The following is an 18,968-nucleotide window of genomic DNA, read 5'->3' on the forward strand; positions in this document are numbered from 1 at the left end:
TCATGCCGGAACAGCAGACACGCCTGCTCGCGGAGCGCTACGAGCTCATCGCCCCGCTCGGCCGGGGCACGATGGGGACCGTGTGGCGCGCCCGCGACCGCGCGCTCGGGCGCGAGGTGGCGGTCAAAGAGATCCGCCAGGACCAGGGGCTCACCGAGGACCAGCGGGCCGAGCTACGCGAGCGCATGGTCCGCGAGGGCCGCATCGCCTCGCGGATCAACCACCCGTCCGTCGCCGCCATCCACGACGTGCTCATCCAGGACGACAGCCCCTGGATCATCATGGAGCTCATCGAGGCGCGCTCCCTGGAGCAGGTGATCGAGGAGGAGGGCCCGCTGCCGCCGCGGCTCGTGGCCGAGATCGGCGTCGACCTGCTCGGCGCGCTGCGCGCCGCGCACTCCCAGGGCATCACGCACCGCGACGTCAAGCCGGGCAACGTGCTCATCACCGAGAGCGGCCGGGTGGTCCTGACGGACTTCGGCATCGCCAAGGCCGAGGGCGACTCACGGCTCACCAAGACGGGCATGGTGATCGGCTCGCCCGGTTACACGGCCCCGGAACGCGCCAGGGGCGAGTACACCGGGCCCGAGTCCGACATCTGGTCGCTGGGCGCGACGCTGTACTTCGCGGTCGAGGGGCGGCCGGCGTACGAGCGGGCCACGATCGCCGAGACGCTGGCGGCGCTGCTCAGCGAGAGCGCCGACCCGCCCACGCAGGCCGGTCGGCTGCGGCCGGTGCTGAACGGGCTGCTCAACAAGGACTACCGGCAGCGGCTCAGCGCCGCCAAGGCGGAGACCCTCATGCGGATGGTCGCCGACACGCCCACGAGCGAGATGCCGGCGCTCACGGCGGAAGCCCTGATGGCCCAGGAGGCCGCGTTGCCCGACCCCTTCACCGACTCCGGCCCACGGCGTCCCGCCGGCCCTCAGGGGCGCCCTTCAGGGGCTCAGGAGGCGTACGGGGCGGGCGCGCCGCCCGTCCCGGGCCCGCAGCCGACGCGTCCCGCCGGGGGGCGGCCTTCAGGGCCTCAGGGGGCGGGGCCCGTGCCGTCCGGCGCGCAGAGGTCCGGCGCGGCCGGAGGGCGTGCGGCGGCGCCGCAGGGGCCTTCAGGGCCGCAGGAGCCCGCCCGGAGCCCGCTGGGGGCGCCGACGATGCCCCAGAGCACCGCGCCCGGCCGGCCGCCGCAGGCCGCGCGACCGCCGCAGCCGGGCGACGCCGGCGACGAGGGCGGCTTCGACCCCGACCGGACGGTCAGCGTCATGCGTCCCAAGGGGCCGTTCCCGCCGGGGCCCGAGCAGGGCGGCGACCGTTCGCCGCAGCCCCCCGACGACGAGGGGACCGTCACGACCAGGCACATCGCCACGCCGCGGAGCGGCTCCCCCGGCCAGCAGGTCTACCCGCCGGCGCAGCAACCGCCGCACGCCGCGAGGCAGCAGGGCCCGGGACAGCAGGGTCCAGGGCAGCAGGGTCCAGGGCAGCAGGGTCCGGCACAGCAGGGTCCGGGGCGTCCGCAGCAGGGCGGGCCGGTGCCGGGCGGGCCCGGGCAGAACCGGCCCGGGCAGCCGGTGCCGCCCGCCGGCCCGCACCAGGGCCAGGGCCTCGGGACCGACCTGTTCGCCATCGCAGGGCCGCCCGAGAAGCCGCAGGCGGGCAACCGCAACGGCATGCTCGTCCTCATGGCCGTGGCGGCGGCCGCCGCGGTCGTGATCGCCGTCCTCATCGTGGCGCTCATCTCCAGCTGAGCGAGCTCGTCTTCGGTACGACGGCCCGTCCCCGCCCGGGACGGGCCTGCCCCGGACTGATCGCCCGGCCGTGGGACAGACTGGACTCATGAGCGAGTTCAGAATCGAACATGACTCGATGGGCGAGGTCCGGGTGCCGGCGGGAGCGCGGTGGCGGGCCCAGACCCAGCGGGCGGTGGAGAACTTCCCGGTCTCGGGACGGCCGCTCGAACCGTCCCACATCGCCGCGCTCGGCCTGATCAAGGCGGTCGCCGCCGAGGTCAACGGCGAGCTGGGCGTGATCGACAAAGATCTGGCCGAGGCCGTCGCGCAGGCCGCCGCGGACGTCGCCGACAACGAGCACGACGCCCACTTCCCCATCGACGTCTTCCAGACCGGCTCGGGCACCTCGTCCAACATGAACGCCAACGAGGTGATCGCAACGCTGGCCGAGGAGCGGCTGGGACGGCCCGTGCACCCCAACGACCACGTGAACGCCTCCCAGTCGTCCAACGACGTCTTCCCGACCTCGATCCACGTGGCGGCCGCGATCGAGGTGACCTTCCACCTGCTGCCCTCGCTCACCCACCTGGCCGAGACGCTGCACGCCAAGGAGGCCGAGTTCGCGCAGGTGGTCAAGTCGGGCCGGACCCACCTGATGGACGCCACGCCGGTGACCCTCGGCCAGGAGTTCGGCGGGTACGCCGCCCAGATCGACCTCGGCGGCACCCGCGTGCGCACGGCGCTGAACCACGTACTGGAGCTGCCCCTGGGCGGGACGGCGGTCGGCACGGGCATCAACACGCCGCCCGGCTTCGCGCAGCGGGCGATCACGAAGCTGGCCGAGGCGACCGGCATCCCCTTCCGCGAGGCCGCCGACCATTTCGAGGCCCAGGGCGCTCAAGACTCCATCGTGGAGCTGTCCGGGCAGCTCAAGGTGGTGGCCGTGTCGCTCAACAAGATCGCGAACGACCTGCGCTGGATGGGCTCGGGCCCGCGCGCCGGGCTCGGCGAGATCAACCTGCCGGACCTCCAGCCGGGCTCGTCCATCATGCCGGGCAAGGTCAACCCGGTGATCCCGGAGGCCACGGCCATGGTCGCGGCGCAGGTCATCGGCAACGACGCGGCGATCACCTTCGCCGGGGCCTCGGGCAGCTTCGAGCTGAACGTGCAGCTCCCGGTCATCGCGCGCAACATCCTGGAGTCGATCAGGCTGCTGGCGAACGTGTCCAGGCTGCTGGCCGACCGCTGCGTGGCCGGCATCACGGCCAACGTCGAGCGCCTGCGCGAGTACGCCGAGTCCTCCCCCTCGATCGTCACCCCGCTCAACAGGCACGTCGGCTACGAGGAGGCGGCCAAGATAGCCAAGCAGGCGCTGGCCGAGCGCAGGACCATCAGGGAGGTCGTCGTCGAGCGCGGCCACGTCGCCGACGGCACGCTGACCGAGGAGCAGCTCGACGCCGCCCTCGACGTGCTGTCCATGACCCGGCCGCCGACGGAGGGGTGATCCACATAGGTCGGCTCGGATCTATGTCGGCCGAACCCATGCGTCCCGGCGCGGCGAGCGCCTAGGGTTTCGAGCATGGCGAAGGAGCTGACTGGGCGGACCGCGCTGGTGACGGGGGCTGGGGGCGGCATCGGCGCCGCCTGCGCCCGGCGACTGGCCGCCGCGGGGGCCAAGGTCCTGGTGGTCGACAGGCAGGGCGAGGCGGCCGGGAAGGTGGCCGCGGAGGTCGGCGGGGTCGCGGTGGTGGCCGATCTGAGCGATCCTGCCTTCGCGGCGTCGCTGCCCGACGAGCCGGTGGACATCGTGGTGAACAACGCCGGGTTCCAGCACGTGGCGCCGGTGGAGGACTTCCCGCCGGAGGTGTTCTCCGCCATGATGCGGGTGATGGTGGAGGCGCCGTTCCTGATCGCGCGGCGGGTGCTGCCCGGCATGTACGCCCGGGGGTGGGGACGCTTCGTGAACATGTCGTCGGTGCACGGGTTGCGGGCCTCGCCGTACAAGGCGGCGTACACGACGGCCAAGCACGCGCTGGAGGGCTTCTCCAAGGTCGTCGCGCTGGAGGGGGCGGCCCACGGGGTGACGTCCAACTGCGTGTGCCCGGCGTACGTGCGCACGGCGCTGGTCGAGGCGCAGATCGACGACCAGGCGCGGGTGCACGGCATCGGCAGCGACGAGGTCGTCGAGAACATCATGCTCCAGCCGGCCGCGATCAAGCGGCTGATCGAGCCCGAGGAGGTCGCCGAACTGGTCGCCTACCTCTGCGGCCCGCACGGCTCCTTCATCACCGGCACCTCCCTCCCCGTAGACGGCGGCTGGACGGCCCATTAGTGAGCACCCACTTTCTGGAGCTTTTGGCGCGGGAGGCGTCGGCGGTCGAGTTCGAGGGGCCGATCGTGGAGGCCAGGGCGCAGGGCGCCGATCCGGCCACGATCGAGGAACTGGAGCAGGCCAAGGTCGAGGCGCTGAAGGTCAGGGCGCTGCTCAGGCGGCGGGCCAGGCGGGAGGCCGAGCTGTCGGCGCTGTACGACACCGCCGGCGACCTGGCCGCGCTGCGCGACCTCGACGCCGTGCTCGAAGCCATCGTCCACCGGGCCAGGCAGTTGCTCGCGACCGACATCGCGTACATGACGTTGCACGACCCCGAGCAGGGCGACACGTACATGCGGGTCACCGACGGGTCGATCTCGGCCAAGTTCCGGGCGCTCAGGCTGGCCATGGGCGCCGGGCTGGGCGGGCTGGTCGCGCAGACGGCCACCCCGTACGCGACCGCCGACTACTTCGCCGACGCCAGGTTCCGGCACAAGGGTCACATCGACGAGGCCGTCAAGGAGGAGGGCCTGGTCGCGATCCTGGGGGTGCCGCTGCGGCTGGGCCAGCGGGTGATCGGCGTGCTGATGGCGGCCAACCGCAGCGCCAGGCCCTTCCACCAGGAGGAGGTCTCGCTGCTGGCGAGCCTGGCCGCGCACGCCGCCGTCGCCATCGACAACGCCCGGCTGCTCCAGGAGACCAGGAACGCCCTGGAGGAGCTCTCCCAGGCCCACCGCACCGCCAGGGCGCACGGCGAGGCCGTCGAGCGGGCCGCGCTGGCCCACGACCGGATGACCTCGCTGGTGCTGCGCGGCGGCGGCATCGAGGACGTCGCCGCCGTGGTGACCGAGGTGCTCGGCGGGTCGCTGGCCGTTCTCGACGACCTGGGCCGGCCGATCACGGGCGACGTGGGCGAGCTGGACGCGGGGGTGTTCGAGGCGGCGCAGGCGTCCAGGGCCCTGGGGCGTACCGTGCGCAGGGGCGACCAGCTGATCGCGTCGGTGGACGTCGGCGGCGAGCCGTTGTGCACGTTGGTCCTGCGCAGCGACGACGCCGACGAGCGCATCCTGGAGCGGGCGGCGCTGGTGTGCGCGCTGCTGCTGCTGTTCAGGCGGAGCGTGGCCGAGGCCGAGGGCCGGGTCAGGGGCGAGCTGCTGGAGGACCTGATCTCGCGGCCGGACTCGCCTGGCCTGGCCGACCGGGCCCGGCGGCTCGGCGTGGACCTGCGCGCGCCGCACGTCGTGGTGGTGGCCAGGCACGGCGGCCAGCGGGAGCGGGCGGCGTTCTGGGCCTCCTCGCACGCCACGGTCCGGCACGGGCTGGCGGCGGGGCGCGGTGACGAGGTGGTGCTGCTGCTGCCGGGCGTGGACGCGGGCGGTCTCGCCCAGCGGGTGGCGGCCGAGCTGAGCGCGTCCCTGCACAGCCCGGCGACGGCGGGCGCCTCACCGGCCCGCCTCCCCGAAGCCTCACCCGGCGGCCCGCCGGGCGCGCCGCCGGTCAGCTCTGCGGGCGGCTCAACGGGCGGCTCAGGAGGCGGCGCGACAAGCCGATCGGGAGGCGGCGCAACCGGCGGATCGGCGGGCGCGCGGGACGTCGCGGAGGCGTATCAGGAGGCGCGGCGGTGCGCCGAGGCGCTGCTCGCGCTCGGCCGGGCCGGCGACGGCGCGAGCCCCGCCGAGCTGGGCTTCGTCGGGCTGCTCGTGGGCGACGGCCGCGACGTGCGCGGCTTCGTCGGCCGCGTGGTCGGCGCGGTGATCGACTACGACGCCCGCCGCGGCACCGCGCTCACCGACACCCTGTCGGCCTACTTCGGCACGGGCGGCTCACCCTCCCGTACGGCCGAGGCCATGCACATCCACGTCAACACCGTCACCCAGCGCCTCGACCGGATCGGCAAGCTGCTGGGCGACGGCTGGCTGGAGCCCGAGCGCGCGCTGGAGATCCAGCTCGCCCTCCGCCTGCACCGGCTCGGCCACACATCCTCCCCGCAGACTGTGGGTCCCGCCCCCATATAAGTGACGCCGGTCACTCCTTACCGTGACCGGCATGGCTACTTCCATCAAGAGGATCGTCGCCGCGAGCCTGATCGGCACCACCATCGAGTGGTACGACTTCTTCCTGTACGGCTCGGCAGCCGCTCTCGTGTTCAACAAACTCTTCTTCCCCGAGTCCGATCCGCTGACCGGCACGCTGCTGTCGTTCCTCACCTACGCCGTCGGATTCGTCGCCCGCCCGCTCGGCGGCCTGGTCTTCGGCCACTTCGGCGACCGGGTGGGCCGCAAGACCCTGCTGGTGGTCAGCCTGCTGATGATGGGCGCCGCCACGTTCCTGATCGGCTGCCTGCCGACGTACGCCACGCTCGGCTCGTCGGCGGCGCTGCTGCTGACCGCGCTGCGGCTCGTGCAGGGCTTCGCGCTCGGCGGCGAGTGGGGCGGCGCGGTGCTGATCGTGTCCGAGCACGGCGACACGAAGCGCCGCGGGTTCTGGGCCTCCTGGCCGCAGGCGGGCGCGCCCGGCGGGAACCTGCTGGCCACCGGCGTGCTGGCGGTGCTGGCCGCCTGGCAGTCCGACGAGGCGTTCCTGTCGTGGGGCTGGCGGATCCCGTTCCTGCTGTCGGGGGTGCTGGTGATGGTCGGGCTGTGGATCCGGCTGACGATCAGCGAGTCGCCGGTGTTCCAGCAGGCCGAGCCGGAGCCGACCGCGCCGATCGTGGGCGTGCTGCGGCACCACTGGAAGGACGTGCTCACCGCCATCGGCGCCCGGCTGGCCGAGAACATCTCGTTCTACCTGCTGACGGTGTTCGTCATCACGTACGCGAAGAACGCCAAGATCGACAACTCGACGGTGCTGACCGCGGTGCTGGTCGCCTCGGCGATCCACTTCGTCACGATCCCGATGTGGGGCGCGCTGTCGGACCGGGTCGGCCGCCGTCCGATCTACCTGGCCGGGGCCGCCGGGATCGGCGTGTGGATCTTCGCCTTCTTCCCGCTGGTGGACACCGGCAACTTCCTGGCGATCACCCTCGCGGTCACCGTCGGCCTGCTCTTCCACGGCATGATGTACGGCCCGCAGGCGGCCTTCTTCTCCGAGCTGTTCGGCACCAGGACGCGCTACACCGGCGTGTCGATCGGCGCCCAGCTCTCGGCGATCGTGGCCGGCGCGCTGGCCCCGCTGATCGCGGTGGCGCTGCTCAAGAGCTACTCCAGCAGCGTTCCCATCTCGGTCTACCTTGGCCTGGCGGCGGTGCTCACGCTGGTCGCCGTCTACACCGCCCGCGAGACCCAGGGACGCGACCTGGCCGAGAGGATCCACGCGCGATGAAGGTCACCACCCCCCGCCTCACGCAGCACGTCCTGACCGTCGAGGGCCGGACGTCCGGCGAGCCCGTGCTGTTCGTGCACGGCAACGTCTCCTCCGGCGCCTTCTGGCGCGACAGCATGGCCGCGCTGCCCGCCCGCTACCGTCCGCTCGCCCCCGACCTGCGCGGCTTCGGCGGCACCGACCCCGAGCCGGTGGACGCCACCAGGGGCCTGCGCGACTGGTCCGACGACCTGGCCGAGCTGGTCGAGGCGCTCGGGCTCGACGGCGTGCACCTGGTCGGCTGGAGCCTCGGCGGCGGCGTCGTCCTGCAGCTGCTGCGCGACCGTCCTGCGCTGGTCAGGAGCGTCACGCTGGTCAACCCGATCTCCCCGTACGGCTTCGGCGGCACCGAGGGCCCGGACGGCACGCTCACCCACCCCGACGGCGCGGGATCGGGCGCCGGGGCGGCGAACCCGGACTTCGTGGCCCGGCTCAAGGCGGGCGACATGTCGGACGAATCACCCACGTCCCCCCGCAACGTGCTCCGCACCGGCTACGTCAAGCACCCGCGGATCCCCGACGAGGACTTCTACCTGCGGTCCATGCTCACCACCCGCGTGGGCGAGGCCAACTACCCGGGCGACGCCGCCGGCTCCCCCGCCTGGCCCGGCGTGGCCCCCGGCAAGCACGGCGTGCTCAACGCGTGCGCCCCCACCCACTTCCGCCTGGACGACCTGCACGAGATCGGCCCCAGGCCGCCCGTCCTGTGGATCAGGGGCGCCGACGACGTGATCGTCTCCGACACCTCGCTGTTCGACCTGGCCCATCTGGGCGCGATCGGCGTCGTGCCCGGCTCCCCCGGCACCCCGGCCCAGCCGATGGTGACCCAGACCAGGGCGGTGCTCGACCGCTACGGCCGCTACCGCGAGGTCGTGCTGGACGACTGCGGCCACAGCCCCCATCTGGAGCGGCCCGCCGAGTTCGGCCGCCTGCTGGCCGAGCACCTGGAGGAGGTCTGATGCTCGTCGCCCTCACTCTGGTCGCGAGCCTGCTCACCGCCCCCGCCGCGGGCGAGCTGACCGTGCCCGGCGCGGAGAAGCTGATCAGCGCCACCCTCGACGACCTGACCACGGCCGGCACCACGCTGACCGGCCACACCGACCCGGCCGACTGGGCCGGCCTGCACTCCAAGGCCACCGTCAACCCGACCGGCGTGCCCGGCACCCAGCTCGACGGCTACTTCCCCGACACCTCCACCGGCAACGCCACGCACGGCTGGAACCACGACTCCCAGTTCGTGATCAGGCTGCCCGACCGGTGGAACGGCGGCCTGGTCGTCAGCGGCACCCCGGGCAACCGGGAGCAGTACGCCAACGACTACACGATCTCCGACTGGGTGCTGTCCAAGGGCTACGCGTTCGCCGCCACCGACAAGGGCAACGTGGGCGTGACCTTCCACGAGGACGGCCGCCGCCCCGGCGACGCCATCGCCGAGTGGAACGAGCGCGTCACCCAGCTCGCCGTGGCCGCCAAGTCCGTGGTCAGGCAGCGGTACGGCCGCCCGCCGGCCCGTACGTTCATGGCCGGCCTGTCCAACGGCGGCTACCTGGTCAGGTGGCAGCTGGAGAACCGCGGCTGGCTCTACGACGGCGGCGTGGACTGGGAGGGCACGCTCTTCCGGGTCAAGGGCGACAACCTGCTGAACTTCCTGCCGCCCGCGCTGAAGGCGTACCCGGACGAGGCGGGCGTGCGCGCGGCCGGGTTCGCGCCGGGTTCGGAGTTCCTGTGGCCCTTCCACCGGCAGTACTACTGGGAGCTCACCCAGCAGCTCTACCAGAAGGAGCTGGACCCGTCCTACACGGGCGCGGCGGCCGACTACGACTACGACGCGCGCCGGCCGTACGCCGCGATGGCCAGGATCGGGCTGACCGGCAGGATCACCAAGCCGCTGATCACGATCCACGGGACGCTCGACTCGCTGCTGCCGATCTCCCGCGACTCCGACGTCTACGCCAGGATGGTCGGCCCGCACCGCCCGTTCCGCTACCACCGGATCGAGGGCGGCAACCACCTCGACAGCCTCGTCGACGTCTATCCCGACCGGCTCAGGCCCATGCTCCCGGCCTTCAGGGACGCCTTCCAGGAGCTGGAGGGCTGGGTCACTCCTTGAGGTAGCGATGCCTGCCCGCGCGCGCCCAGCGCACGATGTGCCGCGCCCCGGGCAGGCGCCTGCCGAGGCGGTGGAGCGCGGTGTCGCGGCCCATGGGCGAGCGCCGCTGGGGCGTCACCGCGACGGCCGGGCGCGTCTCGACCCGGCCGCGGCGCACCTGGAGGCCGAACCGCAGCCCGATCTCCTCGTCGGACGAGCGCAGCGACGACAGCCAGGCGCCCGGCCCGAGCTGCTCCTCGCTCGGCATGTGCCGCTTGACCGGGATCTTGGCGACGAGCTGGCCGGCGAGCTTGCCCGGCACCCCGGCCTCGACCAGCGCGGGCGCGCACACCTCGCGTTCCCGTCGGCCGGTGCTGCGCAGCACCAGCTCCAGGGGCGGCCCGCCGCTCGGCGGCACGTACGGGACGGGCAGCACGACGTACACGTGACCGTCGAGCTGGCGGACGGTCACCCCCGGCGACACCAGCGCGATCGACTCCGAGAACGAGCGCGGCTCGACCGCCAGGCCCAGCTCCCCCTTGTCCGACCAGCACGGCACCACCAGCCGCATCCTGGGCCGCTGGGCCAGCACGCCCAGGCAGTTCAGCGGCCCCTCGGCCCGGCCGACCCGGCTCCTGGCCTGGTTGGCGCCGCTGAACATGCGGACGTGCACCTCCCACTGCCCGGGGCTGAGCGGCTGGCCCATCGCCGCGCTGGTGACGTCCAGGCGGACCTCGCCCCTGATCTGCACGCGGACCCGGCGGCGGCCGTCGGGAAGACGTTCGACGTGCTGGGTGACCGGCAGGAAGTGCACCACGCCGGTCACGCTGTGCCGGACGTAGACGTCGATGCGGGCCCGCTCGACGTCGGCCGTGATGTCGGTGACGTCGTCGGACAGCAGCTTGGTGTCGACCGAGCGCGGCGGGATCCAGTGCAGGCGCTCGCCGTCCACCCGGTAGCGGTCGGGCAGGCCGTCGCCGGACATGACCTCCACGGTCAGGCCGAGCACCAGGATGTGGGCGTCCCAGCGCATCTCGGTGAGCTCGGCGCGCAGGCCCGCGCGCCGGGTGGAGTTGGCGAACATGACGATCTGGTCCAGGCGCCCGCGCCGGACGAACGCGGCCACCGCCCGCAGCTGGACCGGCAGGTACCGGTCGATCCGCTCGGGGAAACGCTCGCCGATGAGCTCCTGGACGACCCGGAAGTGCATGCCCCGGTCCACCGAGGAGTCGGCGAACCTGGCGGTCAGCAGCGGCCGGAGCAAGGCCGAGCGGAACCAGTAGGCGTACATGCGGTCGCGCTGGCGGCCGGCGCCGACGTAGGTGTCGATGTCGGTGAGCAGCGTGCTCAGCCCGGCCACGATCACCCGGGGGTCCTCCTCGGGCGCCTCGGGCCGCGGCCCGAGCTGGCAGCAGACCTCCTCGGCCAGGACGGCGATCACCTTGGCCGCGAGGTAGGCCCGCATCACGAACGCCTGCTCGGCCAGCCGGCCGCCGGGCATCGCGAAGCCCAGCTCGTGCTCCTCCAGGAAGGCCCGGCGGTAGAGCTGCTGCGGGACGAGCAGCGTCATCAGGCGCTCGCGCAGGATGTCGGCGCGGGCGCTGCTGCGCTCGAACGCCACCATCGGCGGCCCGTAGTCGCGGGCCAGCCGCCCGATCAGCACGTCGGCGTCGGTCTCGACCGCGCGCTCGTGCATGCGGGCCAGCGCGTCGCGGGCCAGCCGGTCGGTCTGGTCGAGGAAGTAGACGTAATCGCCCTCGGCCGTGGCCACGCCCATGTTGCGGCCGCGAGAGGGCGACCCGGTGTGCGGCAGGTGCAGCACGCGGACGTTCTCGCGCAGACCGGCGATGGTGTCCAGCCGTTCCCCGATGCCGTCCGTGGACCCGTCGTCCACGAAGATCACTTCGTAGTCGGCGGCGGGCAACGTCTGCTCCAGCGCGGAGCGGATGCACGCGTCCGCGGTGTCACCCGGGTTGTGGACATTGACGATCACACTGACCTTCACACCCATGCGGCCAGCGTGCGCCGCTCATACACGATCGGGTGAGACGGCTTGCCGATTACAGAAGAAGAGTTGACCTGTTAGTACCATCCTGTGGACTGTGAGTGCCCCCACGCGCCACAAGGCGTGCCGTAACGGCCCTTGATGTAGCCGAGGCCCCACGCGATCTGGGTGGCGGCATTGGTCTGCCAGTCGCCGCCCGCGCTGGCCATCTTGCTGCCGGGCAGGGCCTGCGGGATGCCGTACGCGCCGGAGTAGCGGTTCATCGCCCGCTCGTTCCAGCCGCTCTCCTTCTGCCAGAGCAGCTCCAGGCAGCCCCACTGGTCGGCGCCCCAGCCCTTGGCGGCGAGCATCGACTTGGCGACGGCCTTGTTGCTGCCCGGCGAGGGGTTGCTGCCGGGCGGGAAGTTGGCGGGCGGGAAGCCGTTGCCGCCCGGCGCCTTCTTCGGCACGACCCAGTCGAGCTTCTTGGCGGTGCCGCCGCGGCCCTTCTTGAGCTGGTCGGCCCGGTACGCCTGCTCGGCGGCGTTCTTCAGCGCGTCGGTCTCGGGGTCGGGGGCGAACAGGTTGCCTCCGGCGAGAGCGCCGAGCTGCTCGGCCGTGAACGGGTCGACCGGCGGCTTGCTCGCGTTGTCGACGGCGCGGTAGGCGACGTAACCACCACCGCCCACGACCGCCACCAAGGACACGACGGCGACGGCGATGCGCTTGGGGGTGAAACGCGAAGGCCGGCGGCGCGCCGAACGAAGGTCATCCTTCGGGGGGCGCTCACTCAACTGCGGACCGGGGCTCACGATCCATGAGCTTGCCCTGTCATGGGGGGTGGTCCGCAACCGGAACGCGGGATTCGGTTGACGTTCTCTTGGCCAACCAGCAGGTAACAACCTTTTTCACGAAAAATTGTGAGTTTCGTCACAGGCTGTTGGGCGCCTCCCTTCGAGCGCCCGCACCGAAGGGAGGCCGCTTTCAGGCTTCCGCCCCATCTTCAGGATCTGATCCGCACCCGGTCACAGTTTGATGACACAACCCGGGTATAGGGGACATGGAATAATAATGTGCGCGTGGCTGGCATCCTCCTTGTAGAAGACGATCCCTCCGTCCGCACAGCCTTGGAGCTGGCGTTGACGCGACAGGGACATTCCGTCACGTCCTACGCGACGGGCGAGGAGGCTCTGGACCACATCCGCGCCCGCCGCCCCGAGATCGCGATCCTCGACGTCATGCTGCCCGGCATCGACGGCGTCGAGGTCTGCCGCCGCATCCGCAAGCTCGACCAGCTCCCCGTCATCCTGCTCACCGCCCGCGGCGACGACCTGGACGTGGTGGTCGGCCTGGAGGCGGGCGCCGACGACTACGTGGTCAAGCCGGTCGAGCCGCGGGTGCTCGACGCCCGCATCCGGGCCATTTTGCGCAGGGCCGAGTCCGCGACCTCCGACCGCATCACCTTCGGCGACCTGGTGATCGACCGAGGGGCGCTCAAGGTCACGCTGGCCAGCAAGGAGATCCACCTGACGCCGACCGAGCTGCGGCTGCTGCTGGAGCTGGTCCGGCATCCCGGCCAGGTGCTCAACCGCCGCTACCTGCTGCGGGTCGTCTGGGACCACACGCACGTCGCCGACTCGCGGCTGGTGGACGCCTGCGTCCAGCGCGTCCGCGCCAAGATCGAGCCGAGGCCGGCCGAGCCCGTCTTCATCCACACCGTGCGCGGGTTCGGCTACCGGTTCAGCCCTCCGTGATCCCGCTGCCCACCGGGCTGCGGGCGCGCCTGGTCATCACCTTCACCCTCGTCGCGGTCACCGCGTCGACGCTGGTCGCCACCATCGGCTTCGAGCTGGCCAAGACCGCGCTCGTGACCAGGGCCGAGACCACCTCCCTCGACCTGGTGACCCGCGAGCTCGGCCGGATCACCTTCCCCGTGGGCAAGCTCAGGCCGGGCGAGGCGGCGCCGTCCATGAAGGAGCTCGACCAGGTCGTCCGGACGCTGTCCAGCCCCGGACGCAGCGTCCTGGTCGAGTACGGCAACCTGCTGTCCGCCGACGGCCCGATGACCATGAAGGACGTCCCCAACGAGCTGTACGGCCGGGCCAAGCAGAACGTCGTCACCCAGCGCAAGGTGATCGGCAACGAGCTGTGGCTCATCGTCGGCGCCGAGGTCCACCGGTACGAGCCCGGCGTCGCACCCGAGGCCACCGGGCTGCGCGCGTTCGTCTTCTTCCCGCTGCACGACGAGGAGAGCCAGCTCTCGACGCTGCGCAACACGCTCACCCAGGGCGGCGCGGTGATCGTGCTGATCGCGCTGGTGGTGGCGCTGCTGTCGGCCCGGCAGGTGCTGCTGCCGGTACGGCGGCTCAGCGCGGCGGCGCAGGCGCTCGGCCAGGGCCGGCTGGACACCCGCCTGCCGGTGCACGGCCAGGACGAGCTGGCCGAGCTGACCGCCAGGTTCAACGACGCGGCGGCGGCGCTGGAGCTCAGCGTGTCGGAGCTGCGCTCGCTGGAGGCCATGTCCCGCAGGTTCGTGGCCGACGTCTCGCACGAGCTGCGCACGCCGCTCACCGCCATGACGGCCGTGGCCGACATGCTCTCGGAGGAGGCCGGCCGGCTGCCCGACGCGCCCGCGGAGGCCGTGCGGCTGGTGCTGCGCGAGATCGGGCGCCTGCGCGAGCTGGTCGAGCACCTGATCGAGGTCAGCAGGTTCGACGCGGGCACCGCGACGCTCAACGTGGAGCCCGTCAACGTCGCCGACGCCATCCTGGACTGCCTGGAGGTGCGCGGCTGGAGCGACGAGGTGGACGTGACCGCCTCCCAGGGCCTGACCGTCAATCTCGACCCGAGGAGGTTCGACGTCATCGTGGCCAACCTGGTCGGCAACGCGCTCAAGCACGGCCTGCCCCCGGTGGAGGTCACCGCGCGCGGCACCGAGAACGGCCTGGAGGTGAAGGTGCGCGACCACGGCAAGGGCATCCCCGCCGAGGCGCTGCCGCACGTCTTCGACCGGTTCTTCAAGGCGGGCGCGGGCCGGGCCCGCAGCCAGGGCAGCGGCCTCGGCCTGGCCATCGCCCGCGCCAACGTGCACCTGCACGGCGGCACGATCTCAGTACGCGCCCAGCAGCCGGGCACCCTGTTCACGGTCTGGCTGCCGCACCAATGACCGCACCGAGGACCGCACCGAGGACAGTACTGGTGACAGCACCGAGGACCGTGCGCCGGGTGCTCGTCGCCGCCGCGGCCCTGCTGGCCGTGGCCGCCTGCGGCATCTCGCCGACCGACGTCCAGACCAAGGGCGCCGCGCCCACCATCAAGCTCCCGCCGCCCTCGAAGACCATCTACCTGATCAGGAACAAGCAGCTCACACTCGAACCCGCCGACGTCGAGAACGGCACCGTGGGCAGCCTGCTCGGCGCCCTCTTCGCCGCCTCCGACCAGCCGCTCGGCGACCGCACCACCGAGCTGCACGGCCTGGAGTACGTCGGCATGAAGGACTCGCTCGACCCCGTGCAGCGCGACGAGATGCAGCTCCCGCGCACCTCCACGCTGACCGTCTACTTCAAGGGCGACCGGCCGCTGAGCCGGCTCGGCAAGGCCCAGATCGTCTGCACCGCGCAGCAGGACGCCGCGTTCGAGCAGGTCAAGATCGTCCGGGAGAACGACGGCCGCCCCGCCAAGGCGGAGGGGCGGCCGTACACCTGCGGCGAGCTCAGGTGAGCCCGCCGCGGCTCACATCGTGATGTCCTCCAGCATCTCCGTCACCAGGGCGGCGATCGGGGACCGCTCGGACCTGGTGAGCGTGACGTGCGCGAAGAGCGGGTGGCCCTTCAGCTTCTCCACCACCGCCACCACGCCGTCGTGCCGGCCGACCCGCAGGTTGTCGCGCTGGGCGACGTCGTGCGTGAGCACCACCCGGGAGTTGGCGCCGATCCGGCTCAGCACCGTGAGCAGCACCCCGCGCTCCAGCGACTGGGCCTCGTCCACGATCACGAACGCGTCGTGCAGCGACCGGCCGCGGATGTGCGTCAGCGGGAGCACCTCCAGCATGCCCCGGTCGAGCACCTCCTCGATCACCTCGGGCGAGGTGATCGCGCCGAGCGTGTCGTAGACCGCCTGCGCCCACGGGCCCATCTTCTCGCCCTCGGTGCCCGGCAGGTAGCCGAGCTCCTGGCCGCCGACGGCGTACAGGGGGCGGAAGACGACCACCTTGCGGTGCTGGCGGCGCTCCAGGACCGCCTCCAGGCCCGCGCAGAGCGCCAGCGCCGACTTGCCGGTGCCGGCCCGGCCGCCCAGCGAGACGATGCCGATCTCCGGGTCCATCAGCAGGTCCAGCGCGATGCGCTGCTCGGCCGAGCGGCCGTGCAGGCCGAAGACCTCGCGGTCGCCGCGGACCAGCCGGACGGACTTGTCCGGCGCGACCCTGCCGAGCGCCGATCCCTTGGCCGACAGCAGCCGCAGGCCGGTGTGCGCGGGTAGTTGCCTGCCCTCCTCCAGGTCGGCCACGCCCTTGTCGAAGAGCGTCTCGACGTCCTCGGCCGTCACCTGCAGCTCGGCCATCCCGGTCCAGCCGGACTCGACCACCAGCTCGGCGCGGTACTCCTCGGCCGCCAGGCCGATCGAGGCCGCCTTGACCCGCATGGGCAGGTCTTTGGAGACCAGCACGACGTCGCAGCCCTCGGCCGCGAGCGAGCGCGCGACGGTCAGGATGCGCGTGTCGTTGTCGCCCAGGCGGAACCCGACGGGCAGGATGGACGGATCGCTGTGGTTGAGCTCAACCCTGATCGTTCCATCCCCTGTCGGCATCGGCTCGTCGAGCCTGCCGTGCTGAACCCGCAGGTCGTCGAGGTAGCGCAGGGCCTTCCTCGCGAAGTAGCCGAGCTCGGGATGGTGCCGCTTACCTTCCAGCTCCGTGATGACCACGATGGGAAGGACGACGTCGTGCTCGGCGAAGCGCGTCAATGCCGCCGGGTCGGCCAGCAGGACCGAGGTGTCGAGCACGTACGTGCGCTTGGCCGGCTGGTGAGTAGGGTTGCTCGAGGACACTGCCACACGTTCTCCCCCGGGCGCCCATAGGTGCGGGCACCCTGCAGACGAGGTGGGAACCGGACCGGACCCGCGTCCCCGACCGCAACCTGCCGGCGGAGCCGGACTCCGGCCCCCCTCAGCAGATGTCGGTGCAAAGGCGGGCCCTCTCCGGGATGCCCGGCCTGTGGCCGGACACTTCCAACGTTACGTCCTGGATACCCGAATGTCGCATCAAGAACCGTAACGCCGGTGTCTCGCAGCGTAATCGCGCAGCGCCCGCAGGAAATCGACCCTGCGGAAGTCCGGCCAGTAAGCCTCGTGGAAGTAGAACTCGGAGTGAGCGCTCTGCCACAACATGAATCCGGACAGACGCTGCTCGCCCGACGTACGGATGAGGAGGTCCGGGTCGGGTTGGCCGCGAGTGTAGAGATGCTCCGCGATGTGTTCGACATCGAGGACCTCCACGAGGTCCTCGATGCTGGCGCCCTTACTCGCATGCTCCTGGAGGAGTGAGCGCACCGCATCGGCAATCTCACGTCTTCCTCCATACCCAACTGCAACGTTCACAATCAGGCCCGGACGGTGTGATGACGCTTCTTTTGCATTTTTCAGGACATTGGCCGTGTGGTCGGGGAGGAGGTCGAGCGCCCCCACCGGGCTGATCCGCCAGCCCTCGTCCACGAGCTCCTGGACCACGTCCTCGATGATGCGCAGCAGCGGCTCCAGCTCCTCGCGCGGCCGGTTGAGGTTGTCGTTGGACAACATCCAGACGGTGACGACCTCGACGCCCGTCTCCCGGCACCAGCCGAGCAGCTCCGATATCTTGTCCGCGCCCTTGCGGTGGCCGGTCGCCACGTCGCGCATGCCCATGGCGCGCGCCCAGCGGCGGTTGCCGTCGATGATGACCCCGACATGCCGGGGAACGCTGTCCTTGGACAGCTTGGTCTCCAGCCTGTGTTCGTACAGCCGGTAGACCAGGTCGCGCAGGCCCACGGAGTGCCTCCCCAGCGGTGCTGTGCCTTTGGTCGAATGACCCAACAGGCAATTATCACCGCGTTTCGCCCGTGCCTGCTCCCCCAATGGGATTCCTGGCGAGATCTCTTCCACCGAGACACCCCTCGGCTTCATGGACCAGTTCGCGGACGAACTCGGACAACTCCGCGGACGTCAGAACGGCTCTCATGCCCACGCCGGTGGCCCCCCACGCCTCGACGTAGGCCCTGCGGGTCAGCCGCCACTGACCCGGCGCCGGCTGCCAGATGGGGATGGTGCGCAGCTGGCAGCGCAACTCGCCGCCGCCCACCAGCCCCGACCGGGTGCGGTAGCGGAAGGAGAACAGCTCGCTCTCCGGCTCCTCGTCGGGGAAGCGGTCGTCGGGGTCGTTCCACCGCCGGGCCGCCCCCCTTCCCTGCCGCGCCTCGTCGACCCCGCGCGCCAGGCGCGCGAGCAGCCAGCCGCACCGCTCTCCCACGCTGCCGTACGGCGTGCCGTCGCGGTGGAGCTCAAGGGTGATCTCGTACGGCGTGCCGACGGTGTCCGTGCACGCAACGGGCGTGACGGTCAGGTACGATCCATCGACACAGCGTAGTCCCCCCACGCCCTTCCCCGTTTCCGGCCCCAAGTCAGCTAAACCCGTAGAAACCCCTGGCTGTGTCCCCGAGCACCAGGTCCCGGTCGGTTCCGCCGAGCAGCGCGCCGGTGACCTCCCAGACCGTCCGGTAGTCGGCCGCCTGCAGGGCCACCGGCCAGTCGCTGCCGGCCATCAGCCGGTCCGGGCCGAACAGCTCGACGGCGTGCTCCACGTACGGCCGCAGGTCCTCCACCGTCCAGTTCCGGTGGTCGGCCTCGGTGACCAGGCCGGAGACCTTGGCGTACACGTTGGGGAAGCGGGCGGCGCGGGCCAGCCCGCCGGCCCACGGCTCCCACTCGCGGTCCTTGATGCGCGGCTTGGACAGATGGTCGATGACGATCTTCAGGGACGGGTGCCGCGCGGCCAGCGTGACCACGTGGTCGAGGTGCCGGGGCAGCAGCGAGACCACGTCGAACGTCAGCCCGGCCGCCGCGAGCAGGCCCAGCGACTCCAGCACCTCGTCGCGGACCAGCCAGTCGGGGTCGGGCTCGTCGTGGATCAGGTGCCGGACGCCGCGGAACTTCGGGTGGGCGGCGTACCGGGCGATCGCCTCGGCGGCCTCGTCCGGGCGTAGCAGCGGGATCCATCCGACCACCGCGCCGACGAAGTCGTGGGCGTCGGCCAGGGCCAGCAGGGCGTCGGTCTCGGCGCACGAGTCGGCGGCCTGCACCAGGACCGTCCGGTCCACACCGGCCCGCGCCAGCTCAGGGGCCAGGTCGTCCGGCGCGTACGTGCGGTAGAGCACGCCGGTCTCGGGGGTGAGCCAGGGGTAGTCGCCGGTTTCGAGGTCCCAGAAGTGCTGGTGCGCATCGACAATCACCCCCCAAACCTAGGATGTCTCG

General features: G+C 71.9%; 16 protein-coding genes. 10 read left to right on the forward strand and 6 right to left on the reverse strand.

What is annotated here, in order from left to right; all coding sequences use genetic code 11:
• Nucleotides 1-2: 2 nt before the first annotated feature.
• The 7 genes from ABT158_RS13035 (at nt 3) to ABT158_RS13065 (ending at nt 9,505) form a co-directional block, all read left to right on the forward strand.
• Complete coding sequence (locus ABT158_RS13035; RefSeq protein WP_352352956.1) at nt 3-1,742, forward strand: serine/threonine-protein kinase; 1,740 nt, start codon at nt 3-5, stop codon at nt 1,740-1,742.
• An 88-nt stretch (nt 1,743-1,830) separates the two neighbouring features.
• Entirely contained in the window at nt 1,831-3,228 is a 1,398-nt protein-coding gene (locus ABT158_RS13040) for a class II fumarate hydratase (protein ID WP_352352957.1), read from the forward strand.
• 75 nt (nt 3,229-3,303) lie between these two features.
• Complete coding sequence (locus tag ABT158_RS13045) at nt 3,304-4,056, forward strand: 3-hydroxybutyrate dehydrogenase (RefSeq protein ID WP_352352958.1); 753 nt, start codon at nt 3,304-3,306, stop codon at nt 4,054-4,056.
• A complete protein-coding gene (locus ABT158_RS13050; protein WP_352352959.1) occupies nt 4,056-6,050 on the forward strand; it encodes a helix-turn-helix domain-containing protein in 1,995 nt (664 codons plus the stop codon). The genes ABT158_RS13045 and ABT158_RS13050 overlap by 1 nt, the downstream gene beginning before the upstream one ends.
• 31 nt (nt 6,051-6,081) lie before the next feature.
• The gene (locus tag ABT158_RS13055) at nt 6,082-7,356 is read left to right on the forward strand and encodes an MFS transporter (RefSeq protein ID WP_352352960.1); all 1,275 of its coding nucleotides are present in this window, start codon (nt 6,082-6,084) and stop codon (nt 7,354-7,356) included.
• Nucleotides 7,353-8,354 carry an alpha/beta fold hydrolase gene (locus ABT158_RS13060; RefSeq protein ID WP_352352961.1) on the forward strand — a complete coding sequence of 334 codons (1,002 nt, stop codon included), beginning with the start codon at nt 7,353-7,355 and terminating at the stop codon, nt 8,352-8,354. Before ABT158_RS13055 ends, ABT158_RS13060 begins: the two co-directional genes overlap by 4 nt.
• The gene (locus ABT158_RS13065; RefSeq protein WP_352352962.1) at nt 8,354-9,505 is read left to right on the forward strand and encodes an alpha/beta hydrolase family protein; all 1,152 of its coding nucleotides are present in this window, start codon (nt 8,354-8,356) and stop codon (nt 9,503-9,505) included. Before ABT158_RS13060 ends, ABT158_RS13065 begins: the two co-directional genes overlap by 1 nt.
• Here ABT158_RS13065 and ABT158_RS13070 read toward each other — a convergent pair.
• The gene (locus tag ABT158_RS13070) at nt 9,495-11,495 is read right to left on the reverse strand and encodes a glycosyltransferase family 2 protein (RefSeq protein ID WP_352352963.1); all 2,001 of its coding nucleotides are present in this window, start codon (nt 11,493-11,495) and stop codon (nt 9,495-9,497) included. The genes ABT158_RS13065 and ABT158_RS13070 overlap by 11 nt on opposite strands.
• A 71-nt stretch (nt 11,496-11,566) precedes the next feature.
• Nucleotides 11,567-12,175, reverse strand: coding sequence for an aggregation-promoting factor C-terminal-like domain-containing protein (locus ABT158_RS13075; RefSeq protein ID WP_502911524.1), 609 nt, complete (start codon nt 12,173-12,175; stop codon nt 11,567-11,569).
• A 372-nt stretch (nt 12,176-12,547) separates the two neighbouring features.
• Between ABT158_RS13075 and ABT158_RS13080 the strand changes: the two genes are divergently transcribed.
• The 3 genes from ABT158_RS13080 to ABT158_RS13090 are packed head-to-tail and all read left to right on the forward strand — an operon-like array spanning nt 12,548 to nt 15,188.
• Nucleotides 12,548-13,222 carry a response regulator gene (locus ABT158_RS13080; protein ID WP_125636689.1) on the forward strand — a complete coding sequence of 225 codons (675 nt, stop codon included), beginning with the start codon at nt 12,548-12,550 and terminating at the stop codon, nt 13,220-13,222.
• Nucleotides 13,219-14,634, forward strand: a complete 1,416-nt coding sequence (locus ABT158_RS13085) for an ATP-binding protein (protein ID WP_352352964.1) — start codon at nt 13,219-13,221, stop codon at nt 14,632-14,634. The genes ABT158_RS13080 and ABT158_RS13085 overlap by 4 nt, the downstream gene beginning before the upstream one ends.
• 32 nt (nt 14,635-14,666) lie before the next feature.
• Entirely contained in the window at nt 14,667-15,188 is a 522-nt protein-coding gene (locus tag ABT158_RS13090; protein WP_352352965.1) for a hypothetical protein, read from the forward strand.
• A gap of 12 nt (nt 15,189-15,200) precedes the next feature.
• Here the strand turns inward: ABT158_RS13090 and phoH2 are convergent, their stop codons facing one another.
• The 4 genes from phoH2 to ABT158_RS13110 form a co-directional block, all read right to left on the reverse strand.
• Nucleotides 15,201-16,520: an RNA 5'-3' helicase PhoH2 gene (gene phoH2 / locus ABT158_RS13095; RefSeq protein WP_352352966.1), complete on the reverse strand. Its 1,320-nt coding sequence runs from the start codon at nt 16,518-16,520 to the stop codon at nt 15,201-15,203.
• Nucleotides 16,521-16,727: 207 nt separating this feature from the next.
• On the reverse strand, nt 16,728-17,489 hold the full coding sequence (locus ABT158_RS13100; RefSeq protein WP_352352967.1) for an isoprenyl transferase: 762 nt from the start codon (nt 17,487-17,489) through the stop codon (nt 16,728-16,730).
• Nucleotides 17,490-17,544: 55 nt separating this feature from the next.
• The gene (locus tag ABT158_RS13105) at nt 17,545-18,093 is read right to left on the reverse strand and encodes a hypothetical protein (RefSeq protein ID WP_352323267.1); all 549 of its coding nucleotides are present in this window, start codon (nt 18,091-18,093) and stop codon (nt 17,545-17,547) included.
• A 25-nt stretch (nt 18,094-18,118) separates the two neighbouring features.
• Nucleotides 18,119-18,946, reverse strand: coding sequence for an amidohydrolase family protein (locus tag ABT158_RS13110; protein WP_352352968.1), 828 nt, complete (start codon nt 18,944-18,946; stop codon nt 18,119-18,121).
• Between the last annotated feature and the right edge of the window lie 22 nt (nt 18,947-18,968).

Source organism: Nonomuraea sp. NPDC001636 (assembly GCF_040298265.1).
Classification (GTDB): Bacteria; Actinomycetota; Actinomycetes; order Streptosporangiales; family Streptosporangiaceae; genus Nonomuraea.

Bases quoted from the DNA above. Each gene is read 5' to 3' on its own strand.
- ABT158_RS13035 (WP_352352956.1), top strand. From the start codon at position 3: ATGCCGGAACAGCAGACACGCCTGCTCGCGGAGCGCTACGAGCTCATC.
- ABT158_RS13040 (WP_352352957.1), top strand. From the start codon at position 1,831: ATGAGCGAGTTCAGAATCGAACATGACTCGATGGGCGAGGTCCGGGTG.
- ABT158_RS13045 (WP_352352958.1), top strand. From the start codon at position 3,304: ATGGCGAAGGAGCTGACTGGGCGGACCGCGCTGGTGACGGGGGCTGGG.
- ABT158_RS13055 (WP_352352960.1), top strand. From the start codon at position 6,082: ATGGCTACTTCCATCAAGAGGATCGTCGCCGCGAGCCTGATCGGCACC.
- ABT158_RS13060 (WP_352352961.1), top strand. From the start codon at position 7,353: ATGAAGGTCACCACCCCCCGCCTCACGCAGCACGTCCTGACCGTCGAG.
- ABT158_RS13065 (WP_352352962.1), top strand. From the start codon at position 8,354: ATGCTCGTCGCCCTCACTCTGGTCGCGAGCCTGCTCACCGCCCCCGCC.
- ABT158_RS13070 (WP_352352963.1), bottom strand. From the start codon at position 11,495: ATGGGTGTGAAGGTCAGTGTGATCGTCAATGTCCACAACCCGGGTGAC.